The sequence below is a fragment of the Schaalia radingae genome, from assembly GCF_900106055.1.
In the GTDB taxonomy this organism is placed as follows: domain Bacteria; phylum Actinomycetota; class Actinomycetes; order Actinomycetales; family Actinomycetaceae; genus Pauljensenia; species Pauljensenia radingae_A.
In genome coordinates, this window is record NZ_LT629792.1 from 532,456 (window position 1) to 556,840 (window position 24,385).

Annotated in this window: 22 protein-coding genes; 16 read left to right on the forward strand and 6 right to left on the reverse strand. The window is 59.2% G+C overall.

Annotated features, from left to right (window positions below; all coding sequences use genetic code 11):
* Positions 1 to 11 precede the first annotated feature (11 nt).
* The 3 genes from BLT69_RS02265 to BLT69_RS02275 all read left to right on the forward strand — a co-directional run bounded on the left by BLT69_RS02265 (position 12) and on the right by BLT69_RS02275 (position 3,562).
* A complete protein-coding gene (locus tag BLT69_RS02265) occupies positions 12 to 1,373 on the forward strand; it encodes an MFS transporter (RefSeq protein WP_070725688.1) in 1,362 nt (453 codons plus the stop codon).
* 106 nt (positions 1,374 to 1,479) lie between these two features.
* Positions 1,480 to 2,481 carry a LacI family DNA-binding transcriptional regulator gene (locus tag BLT69_RS02270; protein WP_092648306.1) on the forward strand — a complete coding sequence of 334 codons (1,002 nt, stop codon included), beginning with the start codon at positions 1,480 to 1,482 and terminating at the stop codon, positions 2,479 to 2,481.
* A gap of 43 nt (positions 2,482 to 2,524) precedes the next feature.
* Entirely contained in the window at positions 2,525 to 3,562 is a 1,038-nt protein-coding gene (locus BLT69_RS02275) for a nucleoside hydrolase (RefSeq protein WP_092648307.1), read from the forward strand.
* Positions 3,563 to 3,663: 101 nt separating this feature from the next.
* Here BLT69_RS02275 and BLT69_RS02280 read toward each other — a convergent pair whose 3' ends face one another.
* Both BLT69_RS02280 and BLT69_RS02285 read right to left on the reverse strand, forming a co-directional pair.
* Positions 3,664 to 3,942, reverse strand: a complete 279-nt coding sequence (locus BLT69_RS02280; protein ID WP_157886318.1) for an LPXTG cell wall anchor domain-containing protein — start codon at positions 3,940 to 3,942, stop codon at positions 3,664 to 3,666.
* Complete coding sequence (locus BLT69_RS02285; protein ID WP_092648309.1) at positions 3,876 to 4,259, reverse strand: MMPL family transporter; 384 nt, start codon at positions 4,257 to 4,259, stop codon at positions 3,876 to 3,878. The genes BLT69_RS02280 and BLT69_RS02285 overlap by 67 nt, the downstream gene beginning before the upstream one ends.
* Positions 4,260 to 4,777: 518 nt before the next feature.
* On the opposite strand from BLT69_RS02285, the gene BLT69_RS02290 reads away from it, so the two are divergent.
* Both BLT69_RS02290 and BLT69_RS02295 read left to right on the forward strand, forming a co-directional pair.
* Positions 4,778 to 7,570: a class I SAM-dependent DNA methyltransferase gene (locus BLT69_RS02290; RefSeq protein WP_092648310.1), complete on the forward strand. Its 2,793-nt coding sequence runs from the start codon at positions 4,778 to 4,780 to the stop codon at positions 7,568 to 7,570.
* Between the two features lie 103 nt (positions 7,571 to 7,673).
* Positions 7,674 to 8,303, forward strand: coding sequence for a CadD family cadmium resistance transporter (locus tag BLT69_RS02295; RefSeq protein WP_092648311.1), 630 nt, complete (start codon positions 7,674 to 7,676; stop codon positions 8,301 to 8,303).
* A gap of 561 nt (positions 8,304 to 8,864) precedes the next feature.
* On the opposite strand, the gene BLT69_RS02305 is transcribed toward BLT69_RS02295, so the two are convergent.
* Positions 8,865 to 9,911: a YeiH family protein gene (locus BLT69_RS02305; protein ID WP_058236072.1), complete on the reverse strand. Its 1,047-nt coding sequence runs from the start codon at positions 9,909 to 9,911 to the stop codon at positions 8,865 to 8,867.
* Positions 9,912 to 10,158: 247 nt separating this feature from the next.
* On the opposite strand from BLT69_RS02305, the gene BLT69_RS02310 reads away from it, so the two are divergent.
* The 3 genes from BLT69_RS02310 to BLT69_RS02320 all read left to right on the forward strand — a co-directional run bounded on the left by BLT69_RS02310 (position 10,159) and on the right by BLT69_RS02320 (position 12,491).
* Positions 10,159 to 10,539: a sortase domain-containing protein gene (locus BLT69_RS02310; protein ID WP_058236071.1), complete on the forward strand. Its 381-nt coding sequence runs from the start codon at positions 10,159 to 10,161 to the stop codon at positions 10,537 to 10,539.
* A gap of 139 nt (positions 10,540 to 10,678) precedes the next feature.
* A complete protein-coding gene (gene add / locus BLT69_RS02315) occupies positions 10,679 to 11,683 on the forward strand; it encodes an adenosine deaminase (RefSeq protein WP_092648313.1) in 1,005 nt (334 codons plus the stop codon).
* 265 nt (positions 11,684 to 11,948) lie between these two features.
* Positions 11,949 to 12,491 (forward strand): YagU family protein, encoded by a 543-nt coding sequence (locus tag BLT69_RS02320; RefSeq protein WP_070725672.1) that lies wholly within the window; start codon positions 11,949 to 11,951, stop codon positions 12,489 to 12,491.
* Positions 12,492 to 12,687: 196 nt separating this feature from the next.
* On the opposite strand, the gene BLT69_RS02325 is transcribed toward BLT69_RS02320, so the two are convergent.
* Positions 12,688 to 12,930: a CsbD family protein gene (locus tag BLT69_RS02325; RefSeq protein WP_058236068.1), complete on the reverse strand. Its 243-nt coding sequence runs from the start codon at positions 12,928 to 12,930 to the stop codon at positions 12,688 to 12,690.
* A gap of 267 nt (positions 12,931 to 13,197) precedes the next feature.
* Between BLT69_RS02325 and BLT69_RS02330 the strand changes: the two genes are divergently transcribed.
* From BLT69_RS02330 to BLT69_RS02345, 4 genes are all read left to right on the forward strand, one after another.
* Positions 13,198 to 14,232 (forward strand): LacI family DNA-binding transcriptional regulator, encoded by a 1,035-nt coding sequence (locus BLT69_RS02330; protein ID WP_257590383.1) that lies wholly within the window; start codon positions 13,198 to 13,200, stop codon positions 14,230 to 14,232.
* A gap of 239 nt (positions 14,233 to 14,471) precedes the next feature.
* Positions 14,472 to 15,191 (forward strand): L-ribulose-5-phosphate 4-epimerase, encoded by a 720-nt coding sequence (locus BLT69_RS02335; protein WP_092648314.1) that lies wholly within the window; start codon positions 14,472 to 14,474, stop codon positions 15,189 to 15,191.
* Positions 15,192 to 15,255: 64 nt separating this feature from the next.
* Positions 15,256 to 16,764: an L-arabinose isomerase gene (araA, locus tag BLT69_RS02340; RefSeq protein WP_092648315.1), complete on the forward strand. Its 1,509-nt coding sequence runs from the start codon at positions 15,256 to 15,258 to the stop codon at positions 16,762 to 16,764.
* A 247-nt stretch (positions 16,765 to 17,011) separates the two neighbouring features.
* Positions 17,012 to 17,296, forward strand: a complete 285-nt coding sequence (locus BLT69_RS02345) for an HU family DNA-binding protein (RefSeq protein ID WP_058236064.1) — start codon at positions 17,012 to 17,014, stop codon at positions 17,294 to 17,296.
* Between the two features lie 128 nt (positions 17,297 to 17,424).
* On the opposite strand, the gene BLT69_RS02350 is transcribed toward BLT69_RS02345, so the two are convergent.
* Complete coding sequence (locus BLT69_RS02350) at positions 17,425 to 18,630, reverse strand: GHMP family kinase ATP-binding protein (protein WP_092648316.1); 1,206 nt, start codon at positions 18,628 to 18,630, stop codon at positions 17,425 to 17,427.
* Positions 18,627 to 19,442 carry a nucleotidyltransferase family protein gene (locus BLT69_RS02355; protein WP_058236062.1) on the reverse strand — a complete coding sequence of 272 codons (816 nt, stop codon included), beginning with the start codon at positions 19,440 to 19,442 and terminating at the stop codon, positions 18,627 to 18,629. The genes BLT69_RS02350 and BLT69_RS02355 overlap by 4 nt, the downstream gene beginning before the upstream one ends.
* Positions 19,443 to 19,622: 180 nt before the next feature.
* On the opposite strand from BLT69_RS02355, the gene BLT69_RS02360 reads away from it, so the two are divergent.
* The 4 genes from BLT69_RS02360 to BLT69_RS02375 all read left to right on the forward strand — a co-directional run bounded on the left by BLT69_RS02360 (position 19,623) and on the right by BLT69_RS02375 (position 24,337).
* Positions 19,623 to 21,131 carry a phosphoglucomutase/phosphomannomutase family protein gene (locus BLT69_RS02360; protein WP_257590384.1) on the forward strand — a complete coding sequence of 503 codons (1,509 nt, stop codon included), beginning with the start codon at positions 19,623 to 19,625 and terminating at the stop codon, positions 21,129 to 21,131.
* Between the two features lie 135 nt (positions 21,132 to 21,266).
* The gene (gene nagB, locus BLT69_RS02365) at positions 21,267 to 22,040 is read left to right on the forward strand and encodes a glucosamine-6-phosphate deaminase (protein WP_058236061.1); all 774 of its coding nucleotides are present in this window, start codon (positions 21,267 to 21,269) and stop codon (positions 22,038 to 22,040) included.
* A gap of 108 nt (positions 22,041 to 22,148) precedes the next feature.
* A complete protein-coding gene (locus BLT69_RS02370; protein ID WP_082628455.1) occupies positions 22,149 to 22,529 on the forward strand; it encodes a DUF3039 domain-containing protein in 381 nt (126 codons plus the stop codon).
* A complete protein-coding gene (locus tag BLT69_RS02375; RefSeq protein WP_083314367.1) occupies positions 22,526 to 24,337 on the forward strand; it encodes a DEAD/DEAH box helicase in 1,812 nt (603 codons plus the stop codon). The genes BLT69_RS02370 and BLT69_RS02375 overlap by 4 nt, the downstream gene beginning before the upstream one ends.
* Positions 24,338 to 24,385: the final 48 nt, after the last annotated feature.

The window sequence follows — 24,385 nt, forward strand, 5'->3', positions numbered from 1 at the left end:
GGGGAGGGCAGATGCCGCACATCAAGCATCGCAATCAAATAGCCGATCAACACTTCGAAAGTACCCACGGACGCAAATCTTTCTGGTCCGCAATCGTGTCAATCTGGCTGGGCACGACGATGGAATACGTCGACTTCGCACTGTATGGAATGGCAGCAGGCCTGGTCTTCAGCGATGTCTTCTTCCCTGAACAAACCAAGATCATCGCATTGCTCTCCGCGTTCATCACCTACGCGGTCGGCTTCCTGGCCCGCCCCGTGGGCGCATTCGTGCTGGGACGGCTCGGTGATCGCGTCGGCAGGAAGAAAATCCTTGTCTTCACCGTCGCCCTCATGGGTATCGCAACCTCGGGAATCGGCCTTCTGCCCACATACGCCTCCATCGGAATCTGGGCGCCGATCCTGCTCGCCCTGCTGCGCATCTGCCAGGGATTCGGTGCAGGTGCCGAACTTTCCGGCGGCGCAGTCATGCTGGCCGAATATGCACCCACCCGCCACCGCGGCCTGGTCGCCTCGCTGATCGGTGTCGGCTCCAACAGCGGCACGCTGCTCGCCTCGATCGTGTGGCTGCTGGTCCTGCTGCTGCCGCACGAACAGGTCATTTCCTGGGGATGGCGAATCCCGTTCCTGTGCTCTGTGCTGGTCGCAGCATTCGCACTGTTCCTTCGCCGCTCGATGGATGAAAGCCCCGTCTTCAAGACCTATCAGGAGAAGAAAGCACGCGAACTGGCCGACCTCGACAAGGCGGAAAACGAGCCCGCCAAGTCGACCTTCGGGTGGAAAGCCTTCCTGGTCATGCTGGGTCTGCGCATCGGTGAAAACGGCCCGTCCTACATGGCTCAGGGATTCCTGGTCGGCTACACCGTCAACGCGCTGGGCATGAACAAGTCCGTCCCTACGACCGCAGTGCTGATTGCGTCAATCCTCGGTTTTGCTGTCATCCCACTGTCTGGCTGGTTGTCCGACAGGTTCGGACGACGCATCACCTATCGCGTCTTCTGCGCCCTGCTCGTCATCTACGGCGTGCCCGCATTCTTCCTCATGGAATCGCGCGACGCCCTCGTTGTCGGAGCAGTCATCGTGGTCGGCATGTGTCTGGGTTCCCTCGGAATCTTCGGCGTGCAGGCTGCCTACGGCGTCGAACTGTTCGGCGTCGGCCACCGCTACTCAACAATGGCGATTGCCAAGGAACTGGGATCCATCCTGTCAGGCGGAACCGCTCCGATGGTCGCGTCAGCACTGCTGGCTGCGACCGGCTCGTGGATCCCGCTGGCCATCTACTTCATGGTCACCGCTGGAATCGGCTTCATCACCACGTTCTTCGCACCGGAGACTCGAGGCCGCGACCTCACACTGATCGAAGATGCCATCTAGGCCACGATGCTAAAGTGAAGGACAGAAAATCGCCTTCATGCACGAAGCCGGTCTTCTATCTTTGTTTTAGCGCGACGAGGACGCCCTGACCCAAGCAGACATCGATATGGCGAAAAGAGCTACTCAGAACGACGTTGCCAAGCTGGCGGGCACGTCAACAGCAGTCGTGAGCTACGTGATCAACAACGGTTCGCGCCCCGTCGCTCCCGAAACCCGCAAACGTGTGCTGGAAGCGATTAAGCAGACCGGCTACCGTCCGAACAACGCGGCCAGGGCACTGCTGACAGGCAAAGGCACCACTTTCGGAGTGGTTGTCCCTGACCTGGCGAATCCGTTCCTGGCACACATGCTCCAAAGCATCGAAGACGAGTTCTACGATCATGGGTATTCGCTGCTGGTCGCTGATTCACACGACTGCCTCAAGCGAGAAGAAGACATCATCGAGACTATGATGAGCCAGCAGGTCGCTGGCCTGGTGTGGTACTCGGTTGATCAGCCGCCGCCTGCTCACCTGCTGAAAGACTTCGCGCGGCCGGTGGTATTCGCCAATGCGTGCACTCCGACAGACACTGGCGAAGTTGCAGGGCAGCGCATCAGCGTCCTGGAAGACGAACGAGGAAGCGCCGCAGAGCTGACACGCGAACTCAAGAAACGCGGCTGCAGGACCATCGGGCACCTGGGCGGACCTCGCGGACGCATCAACTCTGCCGAACGCAGCCGAGGCTGGTTCGATGCCCTCGACGACGGTTCAGACGGCAATCCCGAAGATCACCCCCACCACCTGAGTGCCCCCTACACGTACGAGGGCGGCTGGCAGATGGCCGAACACTTTGTGAACCTGGGCTGTGACGGGGTGGTCGTGTCCAATGAGATGCAGGCAGTAGGGCTCATGGCGCGCCTGGCATCACTGGGCGTGCGTATCCCCGACGACATCAGTGTGGTGGCCATGCACATCACTGCGCATGCCGAATACTGTGTGCCGGCACTGTCGGGAATCCACGTGGATATGGCTGATCTGTCAGCTCAGATCGCCACCTCGCTGCTGGGGTCAGGCGCGGCCGCCACCATCGTTCCGACAACATACTTCGTAGAGCGGGCCAGCTGCTAGCCCGCTCCTCACTCTCACTTCACGAAAGTTTCAGGTTTTATTGATGTCACTCATCATTGACTGCGACCCCGGCAACGGCATTCCGGGTGCGAACGTCGACGACGCGCTGGCACTGTGCTTAGCGTGGTCCAGCCCCCAGCTGGATCTGGCGTCGGTGTGGACGGTGTTTGGAAACGTCAGCGCCGCGGAAGGCGCGCAGGCGGCGCATCGGTTGGCGCAGACATTCGGGGTGAGCACCCCGATCCTCACAGGATGCGACGCTCCCCTCGACACATATGTGTCACGCGGAGCCTGGCGGGACAAGATGGAAACGCCCCGTCGCGCGCCTGACGTTGAGCGCCTGTGGCAAGGGGAGGAGTACCCCGCGCAAGGGGAGTCGGCACAGCAGGATGCGTCTGATCCGTGCGAGTCCGCGCAGGAAGTGGCGGCACGGCTGGCTCACGATGTCATGTCGCACGTACACGGCGGCCCGGTCACAATCGCTGCCCTCGGGCCGCTGACCGACATTGGAGCACTGATCCGGTTCGAGCCGGAAGCTGCCCGCCATGTGGCAGAGATCCGCATGATGGGCGGATGCCAGGGGTACGGCGACCTTGTCGACACGAACGTTGCGATCGACCCGCTGGCGGCCTCCATCGTGTTCGCCTCTGGAATCGACCTGACAGTTGTGCCACTCGATGTCACGCGCACGACGCAGCTTTCGCGCGAGCGGTGGGAACAGGTCAGGCAACGTGCCGGCGACCTGCCCGAGCAGCGTGAGCGGGCCGAAGCCATTGATGCATGGCTGAGTCCGTGGATCGAATACAGCACGCGCACGCGGCCGGTGGACGGCATGTGGGTACACGACATGGTGGTCATCGCCCAGATGCTGTGCCCGGAGGTTGTCGAGGAGGAGGCAGGCCGCTTTATGCTGGCACGCGACCCCAGGGGCAAACTGCTGGAGGCCTGCGATGGGGGATCGGGCGAGGGCACCCGCGGCGACGAGGAATTCCTTACCAAGCCAAGACAGGTGAACATGGTGACCGCTGTTGATAACGACAGGCTGTTGACGCTGTGGACGAATGTCGTCCTCGGCGTGTAGAGCCATTGCGCGTGGCTTCTCACTGGCACAACTCGGGATGATATCAGGCGTAACAAAAGTGGGGCCCGACAAATCGGACCCCACTTTCGTGTTACCTCAGGTTAGTGCTTCCTGCGGCGTACGAGCGCCGCACCACCAGCCAGTGCGAACAGTGCCGCAACTCCGGCTCCTGTTGCGTTCGAACCGGTGGCTGCCAGTCCGCGCTTGCCAGTCGAGCTGATCGAGTACTTACCGTTGGCACCCTCAGCGCCGGGGAACTTCAGCACGTGGTTGAACACAGGCGTGGCTGTACCCAGGGCAGTGCCGAAGGAGATCACTGTTGCGGCGATGAAGATGGTGGGGGCAACAGTGCGCGCAGCAGGATGGCCAGAATCACCCACACAGCGACGAGGACGAGGGGGATGATGACGCGCAGGTCACGTTCTCCAGTCAGGTTGGTGTCGATGTCCGTGGCGGTAATGCCGCCGACGAGCACGGAGTTTGGGAGCGCATGCAGTTCGTCACGAATCTTTGCAACAGTCGACTCGGCTTCCCTCGAATCTGAAGCGTTGCTGAGGGTGGCCATGGCATCGTCGACGTTTTCCTGGGGAACAATAATGTGCGCAGGTGATCCAGCCCCTGCACCGAAGTGTTCGTCAAGAAGTCTTTGGCCTTGTTTGGCGCCTGTGTCACCGAGGACAGGATTGGTGGTTGCCACGTCCTCGATCCGCGCCGACTCCTCTGCGAGTGTCTGAACTCGCCAGTTGGTTGAGAAGCCGTTGGCTGTGCGAATTCAGCGACGACGAGTGCGGGGATCTGGCTTGATTCGACGAATTCCTCAACAATTTCTCCAGCTTTCGTCGATTCCGCCGTTGACGAGAGGAAGGGGGCTCGGTCGTCGGAGCTGGCCTCGGAGAGTTTGCCACAGGTTGGGCCTCCCATTCCGGAAATGCCGAACAACGTGTCATCCTCGTCGCCACCCAGGCGCTGCTTGACACCCTGGAGTAGGAAGGTAATGCTAGGACGATCTCACAAGCGGTCTACTGCGCGCTCACATGCGCCAGTTCGGCGGTGAGGTTGGCGATGGTGCTTTTCGTTGTAGGCGTGCCAGGGAACGGCACCGCATACCGGCATGGGAAAAGGTTCGTCGCCTCCATGGTCGATACAGTGGATACAGACAGTGAACCAGATACTCATCCAGTGCTCGGGTGGGCGCATTCGTGAAGGGCAGCGACGGTGGCCGCATTAAGCGAAAAAGAAAAGAAGCGCGCTGCGCATGCTTTCAGTGAAAAATGGGCAACGCGTGGCTACGAGAAGGGTGATACGCACTCGTTCTGGCTTGAGTTGCTGCGCACGGTCTACGGCATGGATGACGTCACCTCCAAGTGCCGCTTCGAACAGAAGACTTCTGCCGGCGGATTTATTGATGTCATCATTCCGGACGCGCAAACAATCGTGGAGCAAAAATCGCGCGGTGTGAATCTCGATAAGCCGGAGCTGCGTCAAGGCGTCCTCGTGACCCCATATGAGCAGGCAAAGCGGTACGCAGATTCACTGCCTAACCGTGAACGACCCGATCGGATCATTGTTTCGAATTTTGGGTCCATCCGCATTCATGATCTGAACAAGGAGCATCCGGCAACAGATTATGTCTCGTTCGAACTCGGTGAGCTTGCTGAACAGCGTTCACTTCTGAGTTTCCTCACTGACCCGGATTCGCTTCGCTCCAGCCGCGAGAAAGCTGCCTCGATTGATGCGGGCGCGCTGATCGGGAAGCTTCATGCTGCGTTGCTGGAGCAATATATCGATCCGGAAAGCACGCAGACTCAACACGCGCTCAACGTGCTGTGTGTTCGAATCGTGTTCTGCCTGTTTGCTGAGGATGCGGGACTTTTCGAGAAGGACGCGTTCTACCGGTATCTGTCCTCTTTCGATGCACAGCAGCTGCGTTCGGCTTTTCTCGAGTTGTTCAAGGTGCTCGATACGCCGGTTCCTGACCGCGATCCGTACCTGTCGGATCGTCTGCGGGCTTTCCCCTATGTCAACGGTGGCCTGTTCAAGGGGAGTGTGGAAATACCGAATTTCACTGAATCGATCCGCTCTTTGCTGTTGGACGAAGTAGCGCAGGATACAGATTGGTCGCAGATTTCACCGACCATTTTCGGTGGGGTTTTTGAATCGACCTTGAACCCTGAAACTCGTCGTTCCGGCGGTATGCACTACACCAGTCCGGAAAACATCCACAAGGTCATTGATCCTCTGTTCCTTGACGATCTTCGCAGCGAGCTCGACACGGTTCTGACTGCAGATGGGCTTACTGAGCGTCAACGAGACAACAGGCTGCGCAAGTTCCACGAGAAACTGGGTTCGTTGACTTTCTTTGATCCAGCGTGCGGCAGCGGCAACTTTCTGACGGAAACCTACATTGAGCTGCGGCGCCTGGAGAACGTCGTTATAGGCGAGCTGCTTCGTAACCAGACGATGCTCGACTTCGAGGAGGTTGGAGACAGTCCGGTCAAAGTGTCGCTGCACCAGTTTTACGGGATTGAGATCAACGACTTCGCGGTGTCTGTTGCGCGCACGGCCCTGTGGATTGCGCAGCTGCAGGCAAACATTGAGTCCGAGACAATCATTTTGCGTGAGATCGACGACCTCCCGTTGCGCGATTCGGCGTCCATTCACGAAGGCAATGCGCTGACTATGGACTGGCAGAGCGTTCTGCCTGCTCAGCGATGCAGCTTTGTGATGGGGAATCCGCCTTTCATCGGCTACTCGAACAAGTCTGCTCAGCAGCGAGCAGATATGGAGCTGGTCTTTGACGGCATGAAGCAGCACGGTTTGCTGGATTATGTCGCTGGTTGGTACCGCAAAGCGGCGGATTACATGGAGGGGACCTCGATCGAGGCTGCCTTTGTTTCCACGAATTCGATCTGTCAGGGTCAGCAGGTGGCGCCATTGTGGCGACCGCTCTTCGAACGCGGAATCACCATCAACTTTGCGCATCGATCATTTGTGTGGGGTAACGAGGCGAGTGATCAGGCGCACGTCCATGTCGTCATCGTCGGCTTCAGCTATGTTGCGCGGAAAAAGAAGGTGCTTTTTGACGTTCAGGAAATTGACGAGGGTGTCTCGCAATCGGTTGACAATATCAATGGGTATCTTGTTGATGCTGCGAATGTCTTTATCGAACGTCGCAGCAAGCCACTGTGCGACGTGCCTCCCATGAGTGCTGGAGGAAAACCCACTGAGAACGGAAACCTCCTGATGTGGGAGCATGAAAAAGACGAGTTGCTGAAAGTTGAACCGGCGGCTGAAAAATGGATACGCCGCTTCTCAATGGGCGAAGAATTCATCAAAGGTAAGAAACGATACTGTTTGTGGCTTGTTGACTGCACGCCACAGGAATTGCGTGCGATGCCGCATGTTCTTGAACGAGTACGCAAAGTGAAAGAATTTAGAGAAAATTCGACAAAGGCCGCCACTCGGAAGAAAGCGGAAACTCCGTGGCTTTTTGATGAAGTGAGACCGCCGAAGGGGGACCGATACATTGGCGTTCCTAAGGTTTCCTCTGAGCGCAGAGAGTACATTCCTATTGGTTTTGTGCGCGACGGCATGATTCCTGGGGACAAACTGTATTTTATCGCCGATGCGTCAATCTATGATTTTGGCATTTTTACCTCTCAATTCCACAATGCCTGGATGCGAACAGTGGCAGGTCGTCTTGAAATGCGCTACAGCTACGCCAATACCATCGTGTACAACAATTTTGTGTGGCCGAAGGCTAATGATGCGCAGCGTGCACTCGTCGAGCAAAAGGCGCAGGCGGTTCTTGATGCGCGGGATCAATACCAGGGTGCAGCATTGGCTGACCTGTACGATCCAGACAATGCGTGGCTGTACCCGGCGCTGACCCGCGCCCATCACGAACTTGATGCTGCGGTTGAAGCTGCGTATGGTGTCGACTTTGACGGTGACGAGCAGAAAATCGTCGCGCACTTGTTCGACCTGTACACACAGGCGACTGCGTAGGTGATCGCGGGCCCACGCTCTGGCCCAGCGCTCGCTCCGTTATCCGTAAGCCATCCGAACACATCATCAGCTGCAAGCAGATCCGAGATGGAAGGAGCAAGCTGTGGACATTATCCTTTCAGCCGCACTGGTATTCGTGTCGACATCAATCGACTACCTGTTCATTTTGACCATCCTGTTCGCCACCCAGGGAAAACAGCACCGCAAATCAGTTTATTTCGGGCAGTACCTAGGCACCGGAATCCTCGTGGCAGTCAGCCTTGTTGCGGCTAGCTTTCTCAACTTCATCCCACAAGAATGGATGATCGGCCTGCTGGGCCTCATTCCGATCGCACTTGGCATACGAGCGGTTCTGGTCGATGAGGACGTTGACGAGGACGAGATAGAAGAACAACTGAGCAAGAAAGGCTCGACAATCCTCGCTTTCGCCGGTCTCACACTCGCAATGGGCGGAGACAACGTCGGAATCTACGTCCCCTATTTCACGGGGAAAACCGTCGTCCAGATTCTGATTATCGTTGCAGTCTTCGCTCTGGGGATTCTGGGGCTATGCGTGCTGTCGCAGCGCCTGGCTTCCGTACCGGCTATCGGCGAGACCGTCGAAAAATACGAGAGAATCATTGTGCCGATCGTATTCATCGGACTCGGCATCTACATCCTCGTTGAAAACGGGACCTTCACGTATTTATGGACCCTTAACGCGTTATCCCCCATAATTCCTGGCACGATCTGACCTCAGCCGATAACTCTTCACCTGGCGAGCAAGACGAAAACACTATTGATTCGATAATGGCGTCTTCTCAGATGAGACCATGCAGTGAGGTGTGCGCGGATGGCGACGATAGAAACAGCCAGCGAACACGGCAGCAGTCCCTCTTGCCTTCTTACAGGAGCCGGTTGGGTGGCTCTTTGTTCACGGCGCGCAGAACACGTGCGGTAGCCGGTTTTTCTGTATCACTGAAGCGTCCTCGATTCTGTTCCGCTTCATTTACGGGGTCAGCCTGGCTGCCCAGGCTTGATTGTCGCTGGTCATGACCTCCATGGGCGTGCTGCAGTCGACGGATTCGTGGAGCCGTACGTGATTCCACCAGTTCACCCATTCGAACCTGGCGATCTCGACTTCGAGTGCCTCAGCCCTCAGGCGGGTATGAATGATCTCGGTCCTGTGTCGAGCCACAAGACTCCTTCTAGTCTTTGTCCTCATGCAGGTTCGGAACCCACACACAAGCCATCAGACACTCGCGTGAATGCTACTGCCCGGAAGAGCTGTGGCACTCCAGCAGGAATGCCGCCGTCAGTCAACCAGAAGGATCACACACCCCAGCGAAACAGCCGCGATCAACGCACTGAGGATCACGCCGAGCACAAGCGCACGCCCGCCTGACTGAATCACGTTCCGCAGGTTCACACCCGCACCCATCGCGCCCATCGCCACTGTCAGCAACAACGTGGCCATCGTGCCGCCCAGGGTGCTGAAAACGCTGCTCGCAGCGGGTACGCCTGTAAACAGGGAGGCCACGACGACGGCGATGAGGAATCCGACGACGAACCCTGGAACCAGAGGCGGGCGCGTGCTCGAGCTTGCCTTGTGCGCATGCTCATGGCGCACCTCCACCACGCGGCGCTCCACAATGCCCACCACTGCGACCACGACTGCCAGGCATACCACGCGGCCAAGCTTGGCGGCCGTTGCCAGGTCAGAAACGGAAGGGTCGTAAATATTCGCAGCCGCGACAACTTGGCCGACCTCGTGAATGGAAGCCCCCAGCCACACGGCGGCCTGCGTGGGCGTCAGGTTCAGCGCGTGGGCAGCCGTCGGCAAAGCGACGAGGGCGACTGTTCCGAAAACCGTTACACATGCAATGGCGGTGGCCACGGCATCATCGGCGTCCTCGTGACTGCGCGCAGAAACAACGGGGGAGATGCCGGCAACTGCGGAGGCTCCACAGATTGCGGTGCCCGATGTTGTCAGAATGCCGGTCGCATGGCTGACATGCATGAAGTAGGTCAGCAGATACCCCGCCACCATTGTCACCGCGACGGCACAGATGATCGTGGCAATTGTTCCGGCCCCCAGAGCCGCGATGGCGGGTAGTGAGAGGCGGAAGCCCAGCAGCACCACTCCGGCGCGCAGAACAGTCTTGGCTGAAAAGGCAATGCCCGGCTCGCAGATCGATGGAATCAGTTTCGTGTTGCGCACGGCAACACCGAGAAGGATCGCCACCAGCATCGAAGACAGCAACGGCACGAACAGGTTGATCAGCCAGGCAATACCTGCGACTGCACAGGCGTATAGCACGCCAGGCAGCAGGCGCGTGAAGTGAGTCCAAAAATTCACCATCCACGTATATCACACGCCCTGCAGAGAATGACGGAGCTTTTTTCGCTGAGCCCTTGCGACGTACCATTGGGGCATTGGAGTACACGCGAAGCGGAGAACGCAATGGAGAATACGGCCCAGATGCCATACGATGATGAGCCTGCTCAAGGTCGCCCGGAGACCAGGAAATCCTTGCGAGACTTTTTTACTCGCGCAAGACCCGCTTCGTCTTACGTGCGTTGGAAGTGATAGTTGTCGTAGCTGCAGTGTGCGTGCTGATCTCGACATTTTTTATTTCAGTTCTGCAAATACGTGGCACATCGATGGAGCCGACGTTTATCCAGCGGACGAAGCGGCCGAAGAACCCATTGCCACATATGGAAATGCTGCAGACGGCAACCTCGTCATCGAAGCCTCCAATACGACTGGAATATTCCGCGATCTCACGCAGATTCCGGACGGAGATGCCCTTTGCTTTACAGACGTCACTGGAGCGGTCTACAGCTACCACGTCCTGACAGTGGAAACGATTGAGAACGACGATGTCAGCGCTCTGCGTGAGCGCAGTGACGAATGGGACCTCACGCTGGCGGCGCCATCGTTTTCTGGTCAGCAGAAAACCCTTCTGCGTTGCGCAGCCGATTCTTAAAATGCCTCAGTAACTGACACAAATCGGATATTTGGCCCTGCTATCGTCGAGGCTTGTATTGCGAGGACGCCGAGCGGACAGATATTCTGCGGGCAGACATGCTGCAAGCACCCCGCACGTTCACCGAAGGAAGAGTGCCATGGAAATTTCGCCGTTTGTTCGCAACCTGCCCAAAGTCGAGCTGCACCTGCATATCGAGGGCACGCTCGAACCCGAACTCAAATTCGCACTGGCCGAGCGCAACGGAATCACCCTGAAAGAATCCACGCCAGACGAAGTGAGGCAGTCCTACGCCTTTACCGACCTGGCCTCATTCCTCGCCTCCTACTACGACGGCATGAACGTGCTGCGCACCAGTGAAGACTTCTACGACCTCGCCCTGGCATACCTGACAAAAGCCGCCGAACAGAACGTGCGTTACGTGGAAATGTTCTTCGACCCGCAGGCGCATACCTGCCGCGGCATCGACTTCCACACCGTCATCAGCGGGCTGCACCGCGCCCAGCTCGAAGCAGAGTCCACCCTGGGCATCCAATCCGCGCTCATCATGTGCTTCCTGCGCGACTTCCAGGCCGAATACGCGATGGCAACACTGCTCGAAGCCCTGCCATACAAGGACTGGATCATCGGCGTGGGGCTGGACTCAGATGAAACGGGAAATGCGCCAGACAAGTTCACCGAGGTGTTCGCCCGCGCGCGTCGCGAAGGCTTCCTGCTCACCATGCACGCCGACGTGGATATCGCCCACTCCATTGATCACATCCGCCAGCTTATCGACACCATCAAGGTTGACCGCATCGACCACGGAACGAACGTTATCGAAGACCCGGGACTCGTGCAGTATCTGGTGGACAGCAACATCGGCCTGACATGCTGCCCTGTGTCGAATACGTGGGTATCCGACGGCTCCAAAGTCCCGCTGATCAAGGAACTGGCCGACAGGGGTGTCAAGGTCACTGTCAACTCAGATGACCCCGCCTACTTCGGCGGCTACATTGCGGAAAACTTCCAGCTCCTGGCTAACGAGTCCGAGGTCGACCACGCGTTCCTTGCCCAGCTCAGCCTCAACGCAGTAGACATTTCGTGGGCTGCGCCCAGTCTTAAAGAAAAGCTGCGCGCACAGATCAACGCCGCACTGCAGTAATCATTGGTGCCTCGTGAGTGGTGGCGCCGCCCTCGTCAATGAGGAACGAGGGTGAGCGGGCCACAGCACACGGCACAAGCTGAACCGAGCGCGGGCAGATTTTGTCATTATGACTGGTGAGGGTGAATAATAATCGCTGAGCACGTGACATCACGTGCCCCGCAAGATTCGCAGCGAGGCTGGAGGCTACTGAGCATTCGCTGCGTAGTGGTCACCGGATCGCAGTGAACCTTCGCGCCTGGAAACAGCCTAAATGTGAGGGTACATGTTGACCACAAAACCAGAGCAGCGTAACTACAAGGTTGCGGCGCTCGTCGGACTGATTGCCGGCCTCTTCTCCGCCATCGTGAAATTCGGCTGGGAAGTTCCGTTCCCACCACGCACACCTGAACGCAATGCAACCAATCCTCCGCAATCCACACTCGAAATGCTCGGAATGTCACCCGACATGTCCCACACGTCGGTGATCTATAACGGCAACGAGCTTCCGATCTACTCCTTCATCATTCACTTCTCGTTCGCGATCTTCTTCGCACTGCTGTACTGCCTGCTCGCTGAGGTCTGCAAGCAGGTCACTCTGTGGCAGGGCGCAGCATTCGGCATCGTCGTGTACGTCGTTTTCCATGTCATTTTGATGCCCGCCATCGGCATTGTGCCCGCCCCGTGGGAGCAGCCCTTCGCTGAGCACTTCTCAGAGTTCTTCGGGCACATCGTGTGGATGTGGTCCATTGAAATCGTGCGCCGCGATCTGCGTAACCGCATCACGCACCAGCCGGATCCTGAACTGGAGACCGTTGCCGCAAAATAACGCTCGCGAGGGGCGAGGTGATGCTCGCGCGGCTTGCGCCGGCAGCGGCAGTGCTTCCGGACAGGCACGTGACCTGATAAACGTGGGGCCCGCAGTCTACTGACTGCAGGCCCCACGACACTTTCAGCAGGCACACGCCCAGTCGAACCTCAATGGGCCACCCGGCGCGACCTTATTGGGAAAGTGAGAAGTGAACTCACTCGCCCTTGTCGCCGCTAAGTGCGTCCTTTGCGCGATCGGCCAGAGCGCGAGCGCCAGCAGCGGCATCCTCGGCAGCTCCCTTGATCTTTTCGGAGGCGTTTTCCAGAACGTCCTTGGCCTTGCCTTCGGCGTTCTGAACCTTGCCTTCAGCCTCGAGATCCTTGTCGCCGCTGACATCTCCAGCAGTTTCCTTGACCTTACCGGCAGCCTTGTCGAAAGTGTTCTCCAGATCTGACATAGCGAACCTCCTTTGTTATGTGAATTGGTACACGTTTACTTTCTCATTACCAGGCCTCGTGCGCAAGAGAAAAGAGGCAGATTCTCCCATGCGCGTAATTTCGAGGTCGAATAGCGATATGAACGCTCACATCTGCGTCATTTCGTGAGATACTACTGATACGGGAACGCTCGACCTGCACCGTGCACCATCCGGTATTGTGTCTCGCGCGTTCCTGATTTCATGCACATTGCGTCGCGTCATCTGTTCACAGAAAGGACTGTGGTTGTGATAGCGCATCACTCTGCTCGACCTCCCTCGATGATGGATGTGGCGGCAGCGGCAGGGGTGTCGCATCAGACCGTCTCCCGAGTCCTCAATGCCAGTGGAAAAGTCGCACCAGATACACGTCAGCGGGTTCTCGATGCCATTGAACAGTTGGGATACCGCCGCAATTCTGTGGCTCGCGCACTCGTGACACGCCGCTCCGGAACCCTCGGCCTGATCACCACCACATCAACGCACTACGGCCCGACGTCCATGCTGGTGTCCATTGAGCTCGCCGCCAGCCGGGCCGGCTATTTCATCGCCGTGGCGCCGATTGATTCGTGTACACCTGACACGCTGGGCGACGCGATCGACCACATGCTCGGCCTGGCAGTTGAAGGCATCGTTATTTTGGCTCCCATCGAAGACATTGCGGAGGATCTGGGAACGATCCGCGTGTCTGTCCCCGTGGTGGCAGTGACGTCGGCCAGCACAGCAGAATCTCTGGGCGTCGTACCGGTCGCGGTTGACCAGTATGAGGGGGCACGCCTGGCGGTTGAGCATCTGGTCAGCCACGGGCACACGGCGATCACCCACCTGGCAGGCCCGTCCGACTGGTTCGAAGCTCAGGGGCGCGAAAAGGCTTATCGTGACGTGATGGCTCGCCACGGGCTAACGCCCTGTGTCTATTCCACGCGAGGGTGGGAAGCTTCCGTCGGATTCGAGGTTGGCACAGCGATCGCGAACGGCACCTTACCCACCGCTATTTTTGCGGCAAATGACCCGCTTGCGCTGGGCCTGATCAACGCGTTCACCAGTGCGGGCATAACGGTGCCGGGTGACGTGTCGGTGGTCGGGTTCGATGATGAGCCGGGCGCGCGCTACTTCATGCCGCCGCTGACCACAGTGCGCCAGGATTTTCGCGGGCTGGGAGAGGCGGTCGTCACCGTCATGATGCACGCGTTGGAAGGCCGGGCCCCAGATGCTCCCACGCTGCTCACTCCTGAGTTGGTCGTGCGCGCCTCCACCGCCGCCCCGCCTCTTTCTGCGCATTGACGAGGGGGACGAGGCGCACTTCGTCGCGTGGCATCTGGAAAATTGATTGCGTGAAAACGGTTCCATTCCTGGACACAGTGTGTTAACGTTAACCTCACTGGATCAAACAAAGCAGAAACGGCGTGGTGGCATGCTGGGGAGGACATCGAAGCCGATGTCTGATCAACGCATGATCAGGTGGGCGAGTCGCCCTCGGCGCTCACACTACGACCGAGACGAATGCTGATGTGGAGGACTCAATGGACGTGCGAAACCCGGACACGTGGAGCGCTGAACTGACCAGCCGTGTAGCCAGGACGCGTGCCCTCGTCGCTGAACTTCATGCGGAACTGCCCAAATGGGGGCTGATCGTGTGGACGGCAGGAAACGTGTCGCAGCGAATCAGAGGAGAAGCCGAAGACGGCTCCCAGGACCTGCTCGTCATCAAGCCGTCGGGAGTGTCCTATGACGAGCTGGACGCCGACGCGATGGTGGTGTGTGACCTGGAAGGAAACCTGATCCTGGGTGAAGGATCCCCCTCGTCCGATACGGCAGCTCACGCCTATGTCTACCGGCACATGCCTGAAGTAGGCGGCGTCGTGCATACCCATTCCACCTACGCGACCGCGTGGGCAGCGCGCGGCGAAGAAATACCGTGCGTGCTGACCATGATGGGCGACGAATTCGGCGGCCCCGTTCCTGTTGGTCCGTTCGCATTAATCGGAGATGACTCCATCGGGCGCGGAATTGTGGATACCTTGAAGGATTCTCGCAGCCCGGCAGTGCTGATGCAGAACCACGGGCCCTTCACGATCGGCAAAGATGGGCGCGCCGCAGTCAAAGCCGCAGCGATGGTTGAAGAAGTGGCGCGAACCGTCCACATTGCCAGACAGCTGGGCGAGCCGATTTCGATCCCTCAGGACAGAATCGACAGTCTCTACGCGCGCTATCAAAACGTGTATGGGCAGCACAGCAAGTAGCAAGGTCGGCCAGCCACACGCGCAGACACTGACCACAACACCACGAAACTAAGGAACAATACTCATGACGAGTTTCTATGACTCACGCGAAGTCTGGTTCTTCACCGGAAGCCAGGACCTTTATGGAGAAGACACCCTCAAGCAGGTAGCCGACCAGTCGCAACAGGTCGTGACGCTGCTGAACGAATCCGGGCTGATGCCTGCACCAATTGTGTGGAAGCCGGTGCTCAAGGATTCCGACTCGATTCGTCGCGCCATGCTGGACGCCTCCGGTGATGACTCGGTGCTCGGTGTCATCACGTGGATGCACACGTTCTCACCGGCAAAAATGTGGATCCGCGGCCTCGAAGTCCTCACGAAGCCAATGCTGCATCTGGCCACCCAGGCCGACGTGGAGATCCCCTGGGACAGCATCGACATGGACTTCATGAACCTCAACCAGGCAGCTCACGGAGACCGTGAATACGGCTACATCCTGGCGCGCCTGGGCGTCGCACACGCCACCGTCGTGGGCCACGCATCCAACCCGAACGTCGCCCGAAAAGTCTCACGCTGGATCCGTGCCGCAGCAGGGTGGGCTGCCGCTCACGAGCTGCGCGTTGTGCGCTTCGGTGACAACATGCGCAACGTCGCGGTGACCGAAGGGGATAAGACCGAGGCTGAGCGCCGACTGGGAGTATCTGTGAACACGTGGGGAGTCAACGATCTTGTCGAAGCAGTGGAAGCGGTCAGTGACGCTGACATCGACACCCTCCTTGACGAGTACGACGAACTGTATGACATCGCACCTGAACTGAAGAAAGACGGTGAACGCCACGACTCATTGCGGTATGCCGCCCGTCAGGAAATTGCGATGCGCTCATTCCTTGAAGCGCGCGGAGCCTGCGCATTTACCACGAACTTCGAAGACCTTGGAGCCCTTCGGCAGCTGCCCGGTCTGGCCGTGCAACGCCTGACAGCCGACGGGTATGGATTCGGTGCCGAGGGCGACTGGAAAACAGCTGTCCTTGTGCGCATCGCCAAAGTGATGGGTGAAGGTCTGCCGGGCGGTGCCTCCTTGATGGAGGACTACACCTATAACCTTGTCCAAGGCGAAGAAATGATCCTGGGTGCGCACATGCTGGAAGTGTGCCCGTCGTTGACTCAGTCGCGCCCGCGCCTCGAAATACACCCACTCAGCATCGGGGATCGTGAAGACCCTGTGCGCCTCGTGTTCAATGCTGATGCGCGGCCAGGAGTCGTGGTGTCACTGGCCGATATGCGTGACCGCTTCCGCCTCACTGCCAATGCTGTTGACGTCATCGAGCCGCCGCATGACATGCCGAAGTTGCCGGTTGCCCGGGCAATGTGGAAGCCGAAGCCTGACCTGTACACTTCGGTTGAAGCATGGCTCACTGCCGGCGGAGCGCACCACACGGCGATGTCCACGCAGATTGACGTCGAGACGTGGCAGATGTTCGCTGTTATGGCTCAGATGGAATTGCTTGTCATCGACGAGGACACGACGGCACGTTCCTTCGCCGATCACGTGCGCTGGAATCAGGTCTATTACCGACTGGCGGAAGGCCTCTAAAGCGCGCTGCCGGGGCACCCTCTGCAGGTTTACGCCGAGTGACGAGGGTGCCCGGACGAGTGCTTGAGGGTGCCAAAACGCCTCCGCTGCGCCGTTTAAAAGCCAAAAGCGGCGCAAAAAACTGAGATTCGCCACGAAAATCGCCAAAAAGTGGTGTTGAACCTGACAAAAGGCCGTTGGACTGTTTAGGGTTTTCTCAGTGGTCATGTCCAGTGACCCCCAATGAACTGCAAGAGGAGATATATACATGTCTGTCAACCGTACCGAACTGGTTGCCGCCATTGCTGAGCGCGCCAACCTCACCAAGGTCCAAGCCGATGCCGCACTGGCAGCATTCCAGGACGTTCTGATCGACTCACTGTCCAAGGGTGAGCCGGTCAAGGTCACCGGCCTCATGTCAGTGGAACGCGTTGAGCGCGCCGCCCGCACCGGCCGCAACCCCCGCACGGGTGAAGAAATCCAGATCCCCGCTGGCTACGGCGTGAAGATCTCGGCCGGTTCGACCCTGAAGAAGGCTGTTTCGAACAAGTGAAGATGATGCCACGTTGACGGTGGCATGATCGGCAACACTGTTGCCACTTCATACGAGTGTGGGGCAGGTATCGCACGCGATACCTGCCCCACACTCGTCTCAGCGTCTGTCGCTGTGCTGTTGGCGCCCTATTCGTCTGCGCGCCGCGCAGCATCTCCCGGCCGCACCGGCACGATTGAGGCGCGTGATCCGGCATCAGGATATGCGCGCCTGTAATCCTCCAGCCAGGCGTTCGCGAAATCGTCAACACCGCTGCGCTCCACGAGCGCCCACACTGACCCGCCAAAGCCGGCACCGAATGCCGACGCCGCCGGCGCACCCAGTTCGCGGGCACGGCGCTGCAGATCATTCGTCTGAGGAACCTGATTGCCCAGATTCTCATCCGCATTGCGATGCGACTCATCAGCGGCAGCGCCAAACGCATCGATATCGCCGGCATCCAGCGCATCGAGTGCCTGCGGCACCAGAACGGTCGATTCACGGATGAACGCATCCAGTCGCGTGAGCAGGTCCGGCTCGTCAGCAAGCATGCGGCGCATCTGCTCCACCGCATCTCCGGAGGACGCCAACGCATCAGCCAGGCTGGCATCTGCGCGCCCGGTCGCCTTGTTCCACTGCGTCACAATTGCCGCAATCCGAGCCGACAGCGCGTTGTACGAATCGCGCGCACTGCCCGTCTTTTCCGCCAGGACACCGCTGACCGCCACGACGAACGTCCACGTGTCGTCGAGTGCCACCGAGCGGTGCTCCTGGATCGGGCAAAACGAAAACTCAGTGAGCCGACCGTCGTGGCAACACATCATGGCGGTGTGATCCTGCGAGCCACCGAAAGTGCCCACGCCACGCACACCCTCCAACGACCCGAACGATAAACCGTTCTCGCAGCACGAGTAGTATCCGGCCTCATCGGCGCGCGAGTGAATGTTCGCCTTCCACTCCTCACGCTCACGCAGATCGTTGTGATCAATCAAAGCCAGCGCCGACGCCACGACCAGCGCAGACGACGAACTCATTCCGGAGGCCAACGGCAAATCGGAATCAAAGCTCAGGTGCGCAGGTTTGAGCTGGCCGAAATTGAGTGTCAGGCGATCCACCACCGCCTGAACGTAGTGACCCCAGTGGCCGGCAGGAAGAGTGCTCGCCGCACCTGCACCAACCTCAACGCGATCCGGCAGTGCGGTCGTCTGAGCTGAAATGCCACCGTCCGGCAAGTCCCCCTCGTCCAACGTGACGCGAATGCCGCGATCGACTGCCGCGACGATGGAATGGCCACCGGCGTAATCCGTGTGCTTGCCGAACACTTCCAGTCGGCCGGGAACAAACCAGGAAGTCACAGGCGGACCTCGTGATTCTCCAGCGCTGCCGCCACCGAAGCGATATCGCCGCGATTCGACATATCCAGTACGCCCTCATCACAGCGGATCACCGCGTAAGAATCACCATCGGCAATGGCTTGACGTACAGCATCGGTGATCTCATACTCACCGCGAGCAGACGGCTTGATCGTGCGGGCTGCCTCGAAGATGGCCGGCGAACACTTCCAGCAGTTCATCGAAATCAACGCACCCTCACCCAGGCGCTCAATCGTGGCGGCATCGGGCTTTTCCACCAGCTCATCGAGGTTGCCGTCCGCATCGGCCGTGGCCAGCGCGAAAGCCGCAATACGGTCAGCCGCAATGTTCGAACGCTCCACCATCGCCTCGCGCGTGAAACCGGCAAGACCCGACCCGTCGACCTGTGCGAGCTGGAGCAGAGCATCAACGGGATAGAAGTTATCCGAGTTGAGCACCAGGATCGGCTCACCGGCCGCGAAATCCTCAGCAGAAAGCACCGCGTTCGCCGTGCCGAGCGGTTTGTCCTGGATCGCGTAGCTGACGGTGATGCGCTGCTTGTCCACCGAATCGTAGTAGTCGCGAATCATGTCGTGCTCAGGGCCGATCACCAGGCAAATATCAGTGAAACCGGCGTCGGCCAGGGCGCTCATGACGTGGTCGAGGAAAGGACGCCCCACCGAAATCATGGCTTTGACACCGGAATCAGCTGCGCGCTTTTGCTCAGCAGACAGCTGCGTGTCCCCAGAATCCTTGCGCATGCGCGAACCGAGGCCGCGCGCCAAAATAACCGCTTTGTGATGTGCCTGTGCCATGTCATCCTCCTGTGGACGTTGAGGCGTGATCAAACCTTCCAGCAAAGTGCCGGTTCCAGTGTAGTGGGATCGCAGAAGGTAGCGCAGGACTGCCTCGGCAATGATGCGTGGAAAAACGAAGGTGGGCAAGATTCATTGAAGTGTCAAGACGAGGAGGGTAGACTGTGTCACTCACTGACAATGATGGAACGACCGCAGGGCGGCCATCGAATTGACGAGGGTGTCCCTGCAGCGTCTGTCCGTTCAATTCAAGAGGACATGATGTCACGAATTCATTTCGGTACAGGTGGCTGGCGCGCGATTATCGGCGACGAATTCACACGCCACAACGTTCGCCTCCTGTGTGCAGCGCTGGCAAGCCGCATTAAAGACGAAAACAACGCAGAAAAAGGCCTGGTCATCGGCTACGACAGGCGATTCCTGTCGGATCTGGCCGCCACGTGGGCAGCAGAAGTATTTGCCGGTGAAGGAATCACCTGCCAGGTCATCCGCATCACGCAGGCCCCCACACCCATGATCATGTGGACGGTCAAGAATCAGGGACTGCCCTACGGCATGGCGATCACCGCCTCCCACAACCCCGCCATCTACAACGGCATCAAGGTCTTTACCGAGGGTGGCAAGGATGCCAACGAAGATGTCACCGCTGACATCGAACGCCGCATGGAAGCCATTGAAGGCGCAGGGGAAGAACAGATCCCCTCGGTCACCTACCAGGCTGGGCTGGACAGTGGCGCCATCACTGAAATCAACCCCTTCAACGGATATATCGACTCGATTTGCGAACAGATCGATATGCAGGCGATCCGTGAAGCGAACCTGCATATCGCCCTCGACCCTATGTATGGCGTCTCGCGCACCTCGCTGCAGACGATTCTGATGACCGCGCGCTGCGAAGTGGACACGATCCATGACCGCCACGACACACTGTTCGGCGGACGCATGCCGGCGCCGACGAAAGCCACGCTGGACGCTCTGACACAGTACGTGCTGGACAACAACTGTGCGCTGGGACTGGCTACCGACGGCGACGCCGACCGTATCGGCGTAATCGATGACCAGGGTGAATTCCTGCACCCGAACCAGCTGCTCGTCCTGCTGTACTACTACCTGCTCAAATACAAGGGGTGGAAAGGCCCGGTGGTGCGTAACGTCGCCACAACCTCACTGCTGGACGAAGTGGCCGAAAAATTCGGTGAGACCTGCTACGAGGTGCCCGTCGGATTCAAATGGGTGTCCTCGAAGATGCTGGAAACAGATGCGATCCTGGGTGGTGAATCCTCCGGCGGCATCACCGTGCGTGGACACATCCACGGCAAGGACGGCATCTATGCGGCCGCACTGCTGGTCGAGATGATCGCCGTGATCGGCAAGCCCATGAGCCAGATCTACCACGAAATCACCGGACAGTTCCCGCCGCACTACATGGCGGAAACCGACTTTGCATTCGCACCCGAACGCAAGCTCGAAATCCTCAAGACACTGATGGAAGACAAGAAACTGCCTGAATTCACCAGGCCAGTTGAGTCAGTGTCCTACAAGGACGGCTGCAAGGTCTACTTCGACCAGGGGTGGATCATCGCTCGCTTCTCCGGCACCGAGCCGCTGCTGCGTATCTTCTGCGAGATGCCGACCAGGGAAGAAGCCGAAGCCACGTGCGAGCAGCTGCGTGAATTCCTCCACCTGTGACATTCGAACCACGTCACGGCCCCGGGCCCATTGGCACAGGCCGGGACGTGGGCGAACTTCTACAATGAGGGGTGACCCATTCGTCAGGGCGTTGCGTCGCCCTCGTCAATGACACACAACTACGAAGGAGTTGGAATGCTGATCCACGTCGCCTCGAGCGAGGAAGAAATCGGATCCCTGGGTGCAGACCTGATCGAAAAACTGTACGCAGACAAGCCCACCGCAGTGCTGGGCACTGCGACAGGATCATCACCCGTGCCGCTGTACCGCGAACTCGTCGCGCGTCACCAGACGGGCACACTCTCATTCGCCAAGGGACAGTTCTTCCAGCTTGATGAGTACGTCGGAGTTCCGCGCGAACACCCGCAGTCCTACTGGCGTTTCCTGTGCGAGAACATCGTCGACCACATCGACCTGCCCAAAGGCGGCCTCAATGTACCTGACGAACGCGACGGCAACACCCTGGATGAAGCCGCTGCAGCATACGATGCGCGGATCCGCGAAGCAGGAGGCGTTGACCTGCAGATCCTGGGAATCGGATCAGACGGACACATCGGATTCAACGAACCCGGCGGATCCCTCTCATCACGCACTCACTCGGGCGCACTGTCACGCCAGACCCGTCAGGACAACGCACGTTTCTTCGACGGCGACCTGGAGCAGGTGCCCACCCACTGCATCACGCAGGGACTGGGAACGATTATGGAGGCCCGTCAGCTGCTTATGATCGCCACAGGTGAAAACAAGGCCGAGGCTGTGAAGGAACTGATCGAAGGCGGCGTGTCAGCGCGCTGGCCTGCCACCATTATCCAGTTCCACCCCGCAGTGACTGTGCTGCTGGACGAAGCGGCAGCCTCTCAGTTGGAGATGGTGGAACTGTACGAAGCGGAGTGGGCATCGCGCCACTGACCTGCTTCACAGCTGCCGTACCATGATCGCGGCGGCGAGACTTTTCACACTCAGGCTCTCGGCCCGAATCAGGTCGAGGGCCTGAGCCGTCCCACTTACAATGAAGGTATGTGTGACGTCGAAGCAGTGGCCGAAACAGTGACAGACCCAGGCGAACCCGTAAGCCCGGCAGATCCTGGCAGTCCTGCCGGCGGTGGTGCAGGTCCGTCGACCAGCACCGGCCTGTTGGAACGCACCGAGGTCAAAGAGAAGGAAAAAGACCCCGGTGATGGCGATCGGTTCGCACACTTTGTGCGAAAGGACCGCGTATCCTCCTCGCTGATTACCGGACAGCCGGTGGTGGCACTGTGCGGGAAAGTGTGGATCCCCTCGCGTGAGGCCTCACAGTACCCGGTGTGCCCGACCTGCAGGAAGCTGCGCGATCAAATGGGCAAGAACGGCGGAAACTGGCCATTTTCAAACGGAGGGCGGGGCGGTTCCGGCAAGTGAAAGACCAGGGACATTCCTCCGCTTCACCATCGGTTTCCGCGGCGGCCCAACTTCCACCTGCTTTCCCGGCTCGCGCCGCGTGGGGCACCGCTGGAAGTCTGCGTGCCTGGCAGGCAGCCGCACTCGAGCAGTACCTGAACGCCCAACCTCGGGACTTCCTTGCTGTCGCCACACCCGGAGCCGGAAAAACGACATTCGCGCTGCGCGTAGCGGTCGAACTGATGGGCGCAGGTGTCGTCTCGAAAATCACCGTGGTCTGCCCGACCGAACACCTGAAAGCCCAGTGGGCCGACGCGGCGGCGCGCGTCGGTATCCACATTGATCCTGCTTTCTCAAACTCCCAGGGACGTGCAGGCTCGCACTTCGACGGCGTGGCGGTGACCTACGCTCAGGTCGCTGCAAACCCGCACGTCCACTCCTCACGTACCCGTGCATTTCGCACGCTGGTGATCTTGGATGAAATCCACCACGCCGGCGACGCGCTGTCATGGGGTGACGGCATCGGGGTCGCATTCGGGGAAGCAACCAGGCGCCTGTCCCTGACCGGCACCCCCTTCCGCTCGGACTCCTCTCCCATCCCGTTTGTGCGATACGTCGAGGGGAGTGACGGTATCCGCCGCTCACAGGCCGACTTCACCTACGGGTACGGAGATGCGCTGCATGACGGTGTCGTGCGACCGGTCCTGTTCATGTCCTATTCCGGTGACATGGCATGGCGCACCAGCGCCGGCGATGAGTACCACGCCCGACTGGGGGAGCATTCCACCAAGGACATCATGAAGCAGGCATGGCGCACCGCCTTGGATCCGAAAGGGGAGTGGATCTCCGCTGTCCTGCAGGCAGCCGATCAGCGCCTGTCACAGGTGCGGCGCGCAATTCCCGACGCTGGCGGACTGGTGATCGCCTCCGACCAGTCGGCGGCACGCGCCTACGCGCAGCGCCTGCGCGCCATCACAGGAAAGCCGGCCACTGTCGTGCTCTCCGATGATGCGGATGCCTCCGATCGTATCGATCACTTCCGCGAATCCACTGACCGATGGATGGTTGCTGTGCGCATGGTGTCTGAAGGGGTAGACGTGCCGCGACTGTCAGTCGGCGTGTACGCCACAAACACCTCGACCTCGCTGTTCTTCGCGCAGGCTGTCGGCCGTTTTGTTCGAGCCAGACGACGAGGCGAAACATCCACCGTCTTTATCCCTTCCGTAGTGCCGCTGCTGGATCTGGCAGGGCAGATGGAAGTGGAACGCGACCACGCCCTCGACAAACCGCATCACGGCCCTGATGACCCAACCGTGATGGACACCAGTGCGGAAGACCTGCTGATGGCACAGGCCAACAAGGTGGAAAATGCGAGTTCGGAACTGACCGGAACGTTCGAAGCACTCGGCGGGGATGCCGAGTTCGACGCAGTCTTGTTCGAAGGATCGTCGTGGGGATCAGGCGCTGAGGTCGGATCGATCGAGGAGCAGGAATACCTGGGGATTCCCGGTCTGCTCGATGCCGACCAGGTGACGACGCTGCTCAAAGCCAGGCAGGCGGAGCAGATCAAGACCCAGCGCCGTCAGAGCGATGCGAAGAACCTGCGCGACGCAAATGCAGGGATCTCGGATCACCGGGCACGCGCCGCGAAACGCAAGGAGCTGTCGCGTCTGGTCGGCCAGTGGTCGCGGCGCTCAGGCGATTCACATGCACTGATTCATTCGCAACTGCGTCAGCGTTGCGGCGGACCGGAGGTCGCGCGGGCAACCACCGCGCAGATTGACGCACGTATCGCTCTTTTGAGAGGCTGGTTCGTAGGGCGCGCATAAAGGTGCCCAGCGCTTTGGGACGACCCGGATGCGGTGATCACGTGGGGA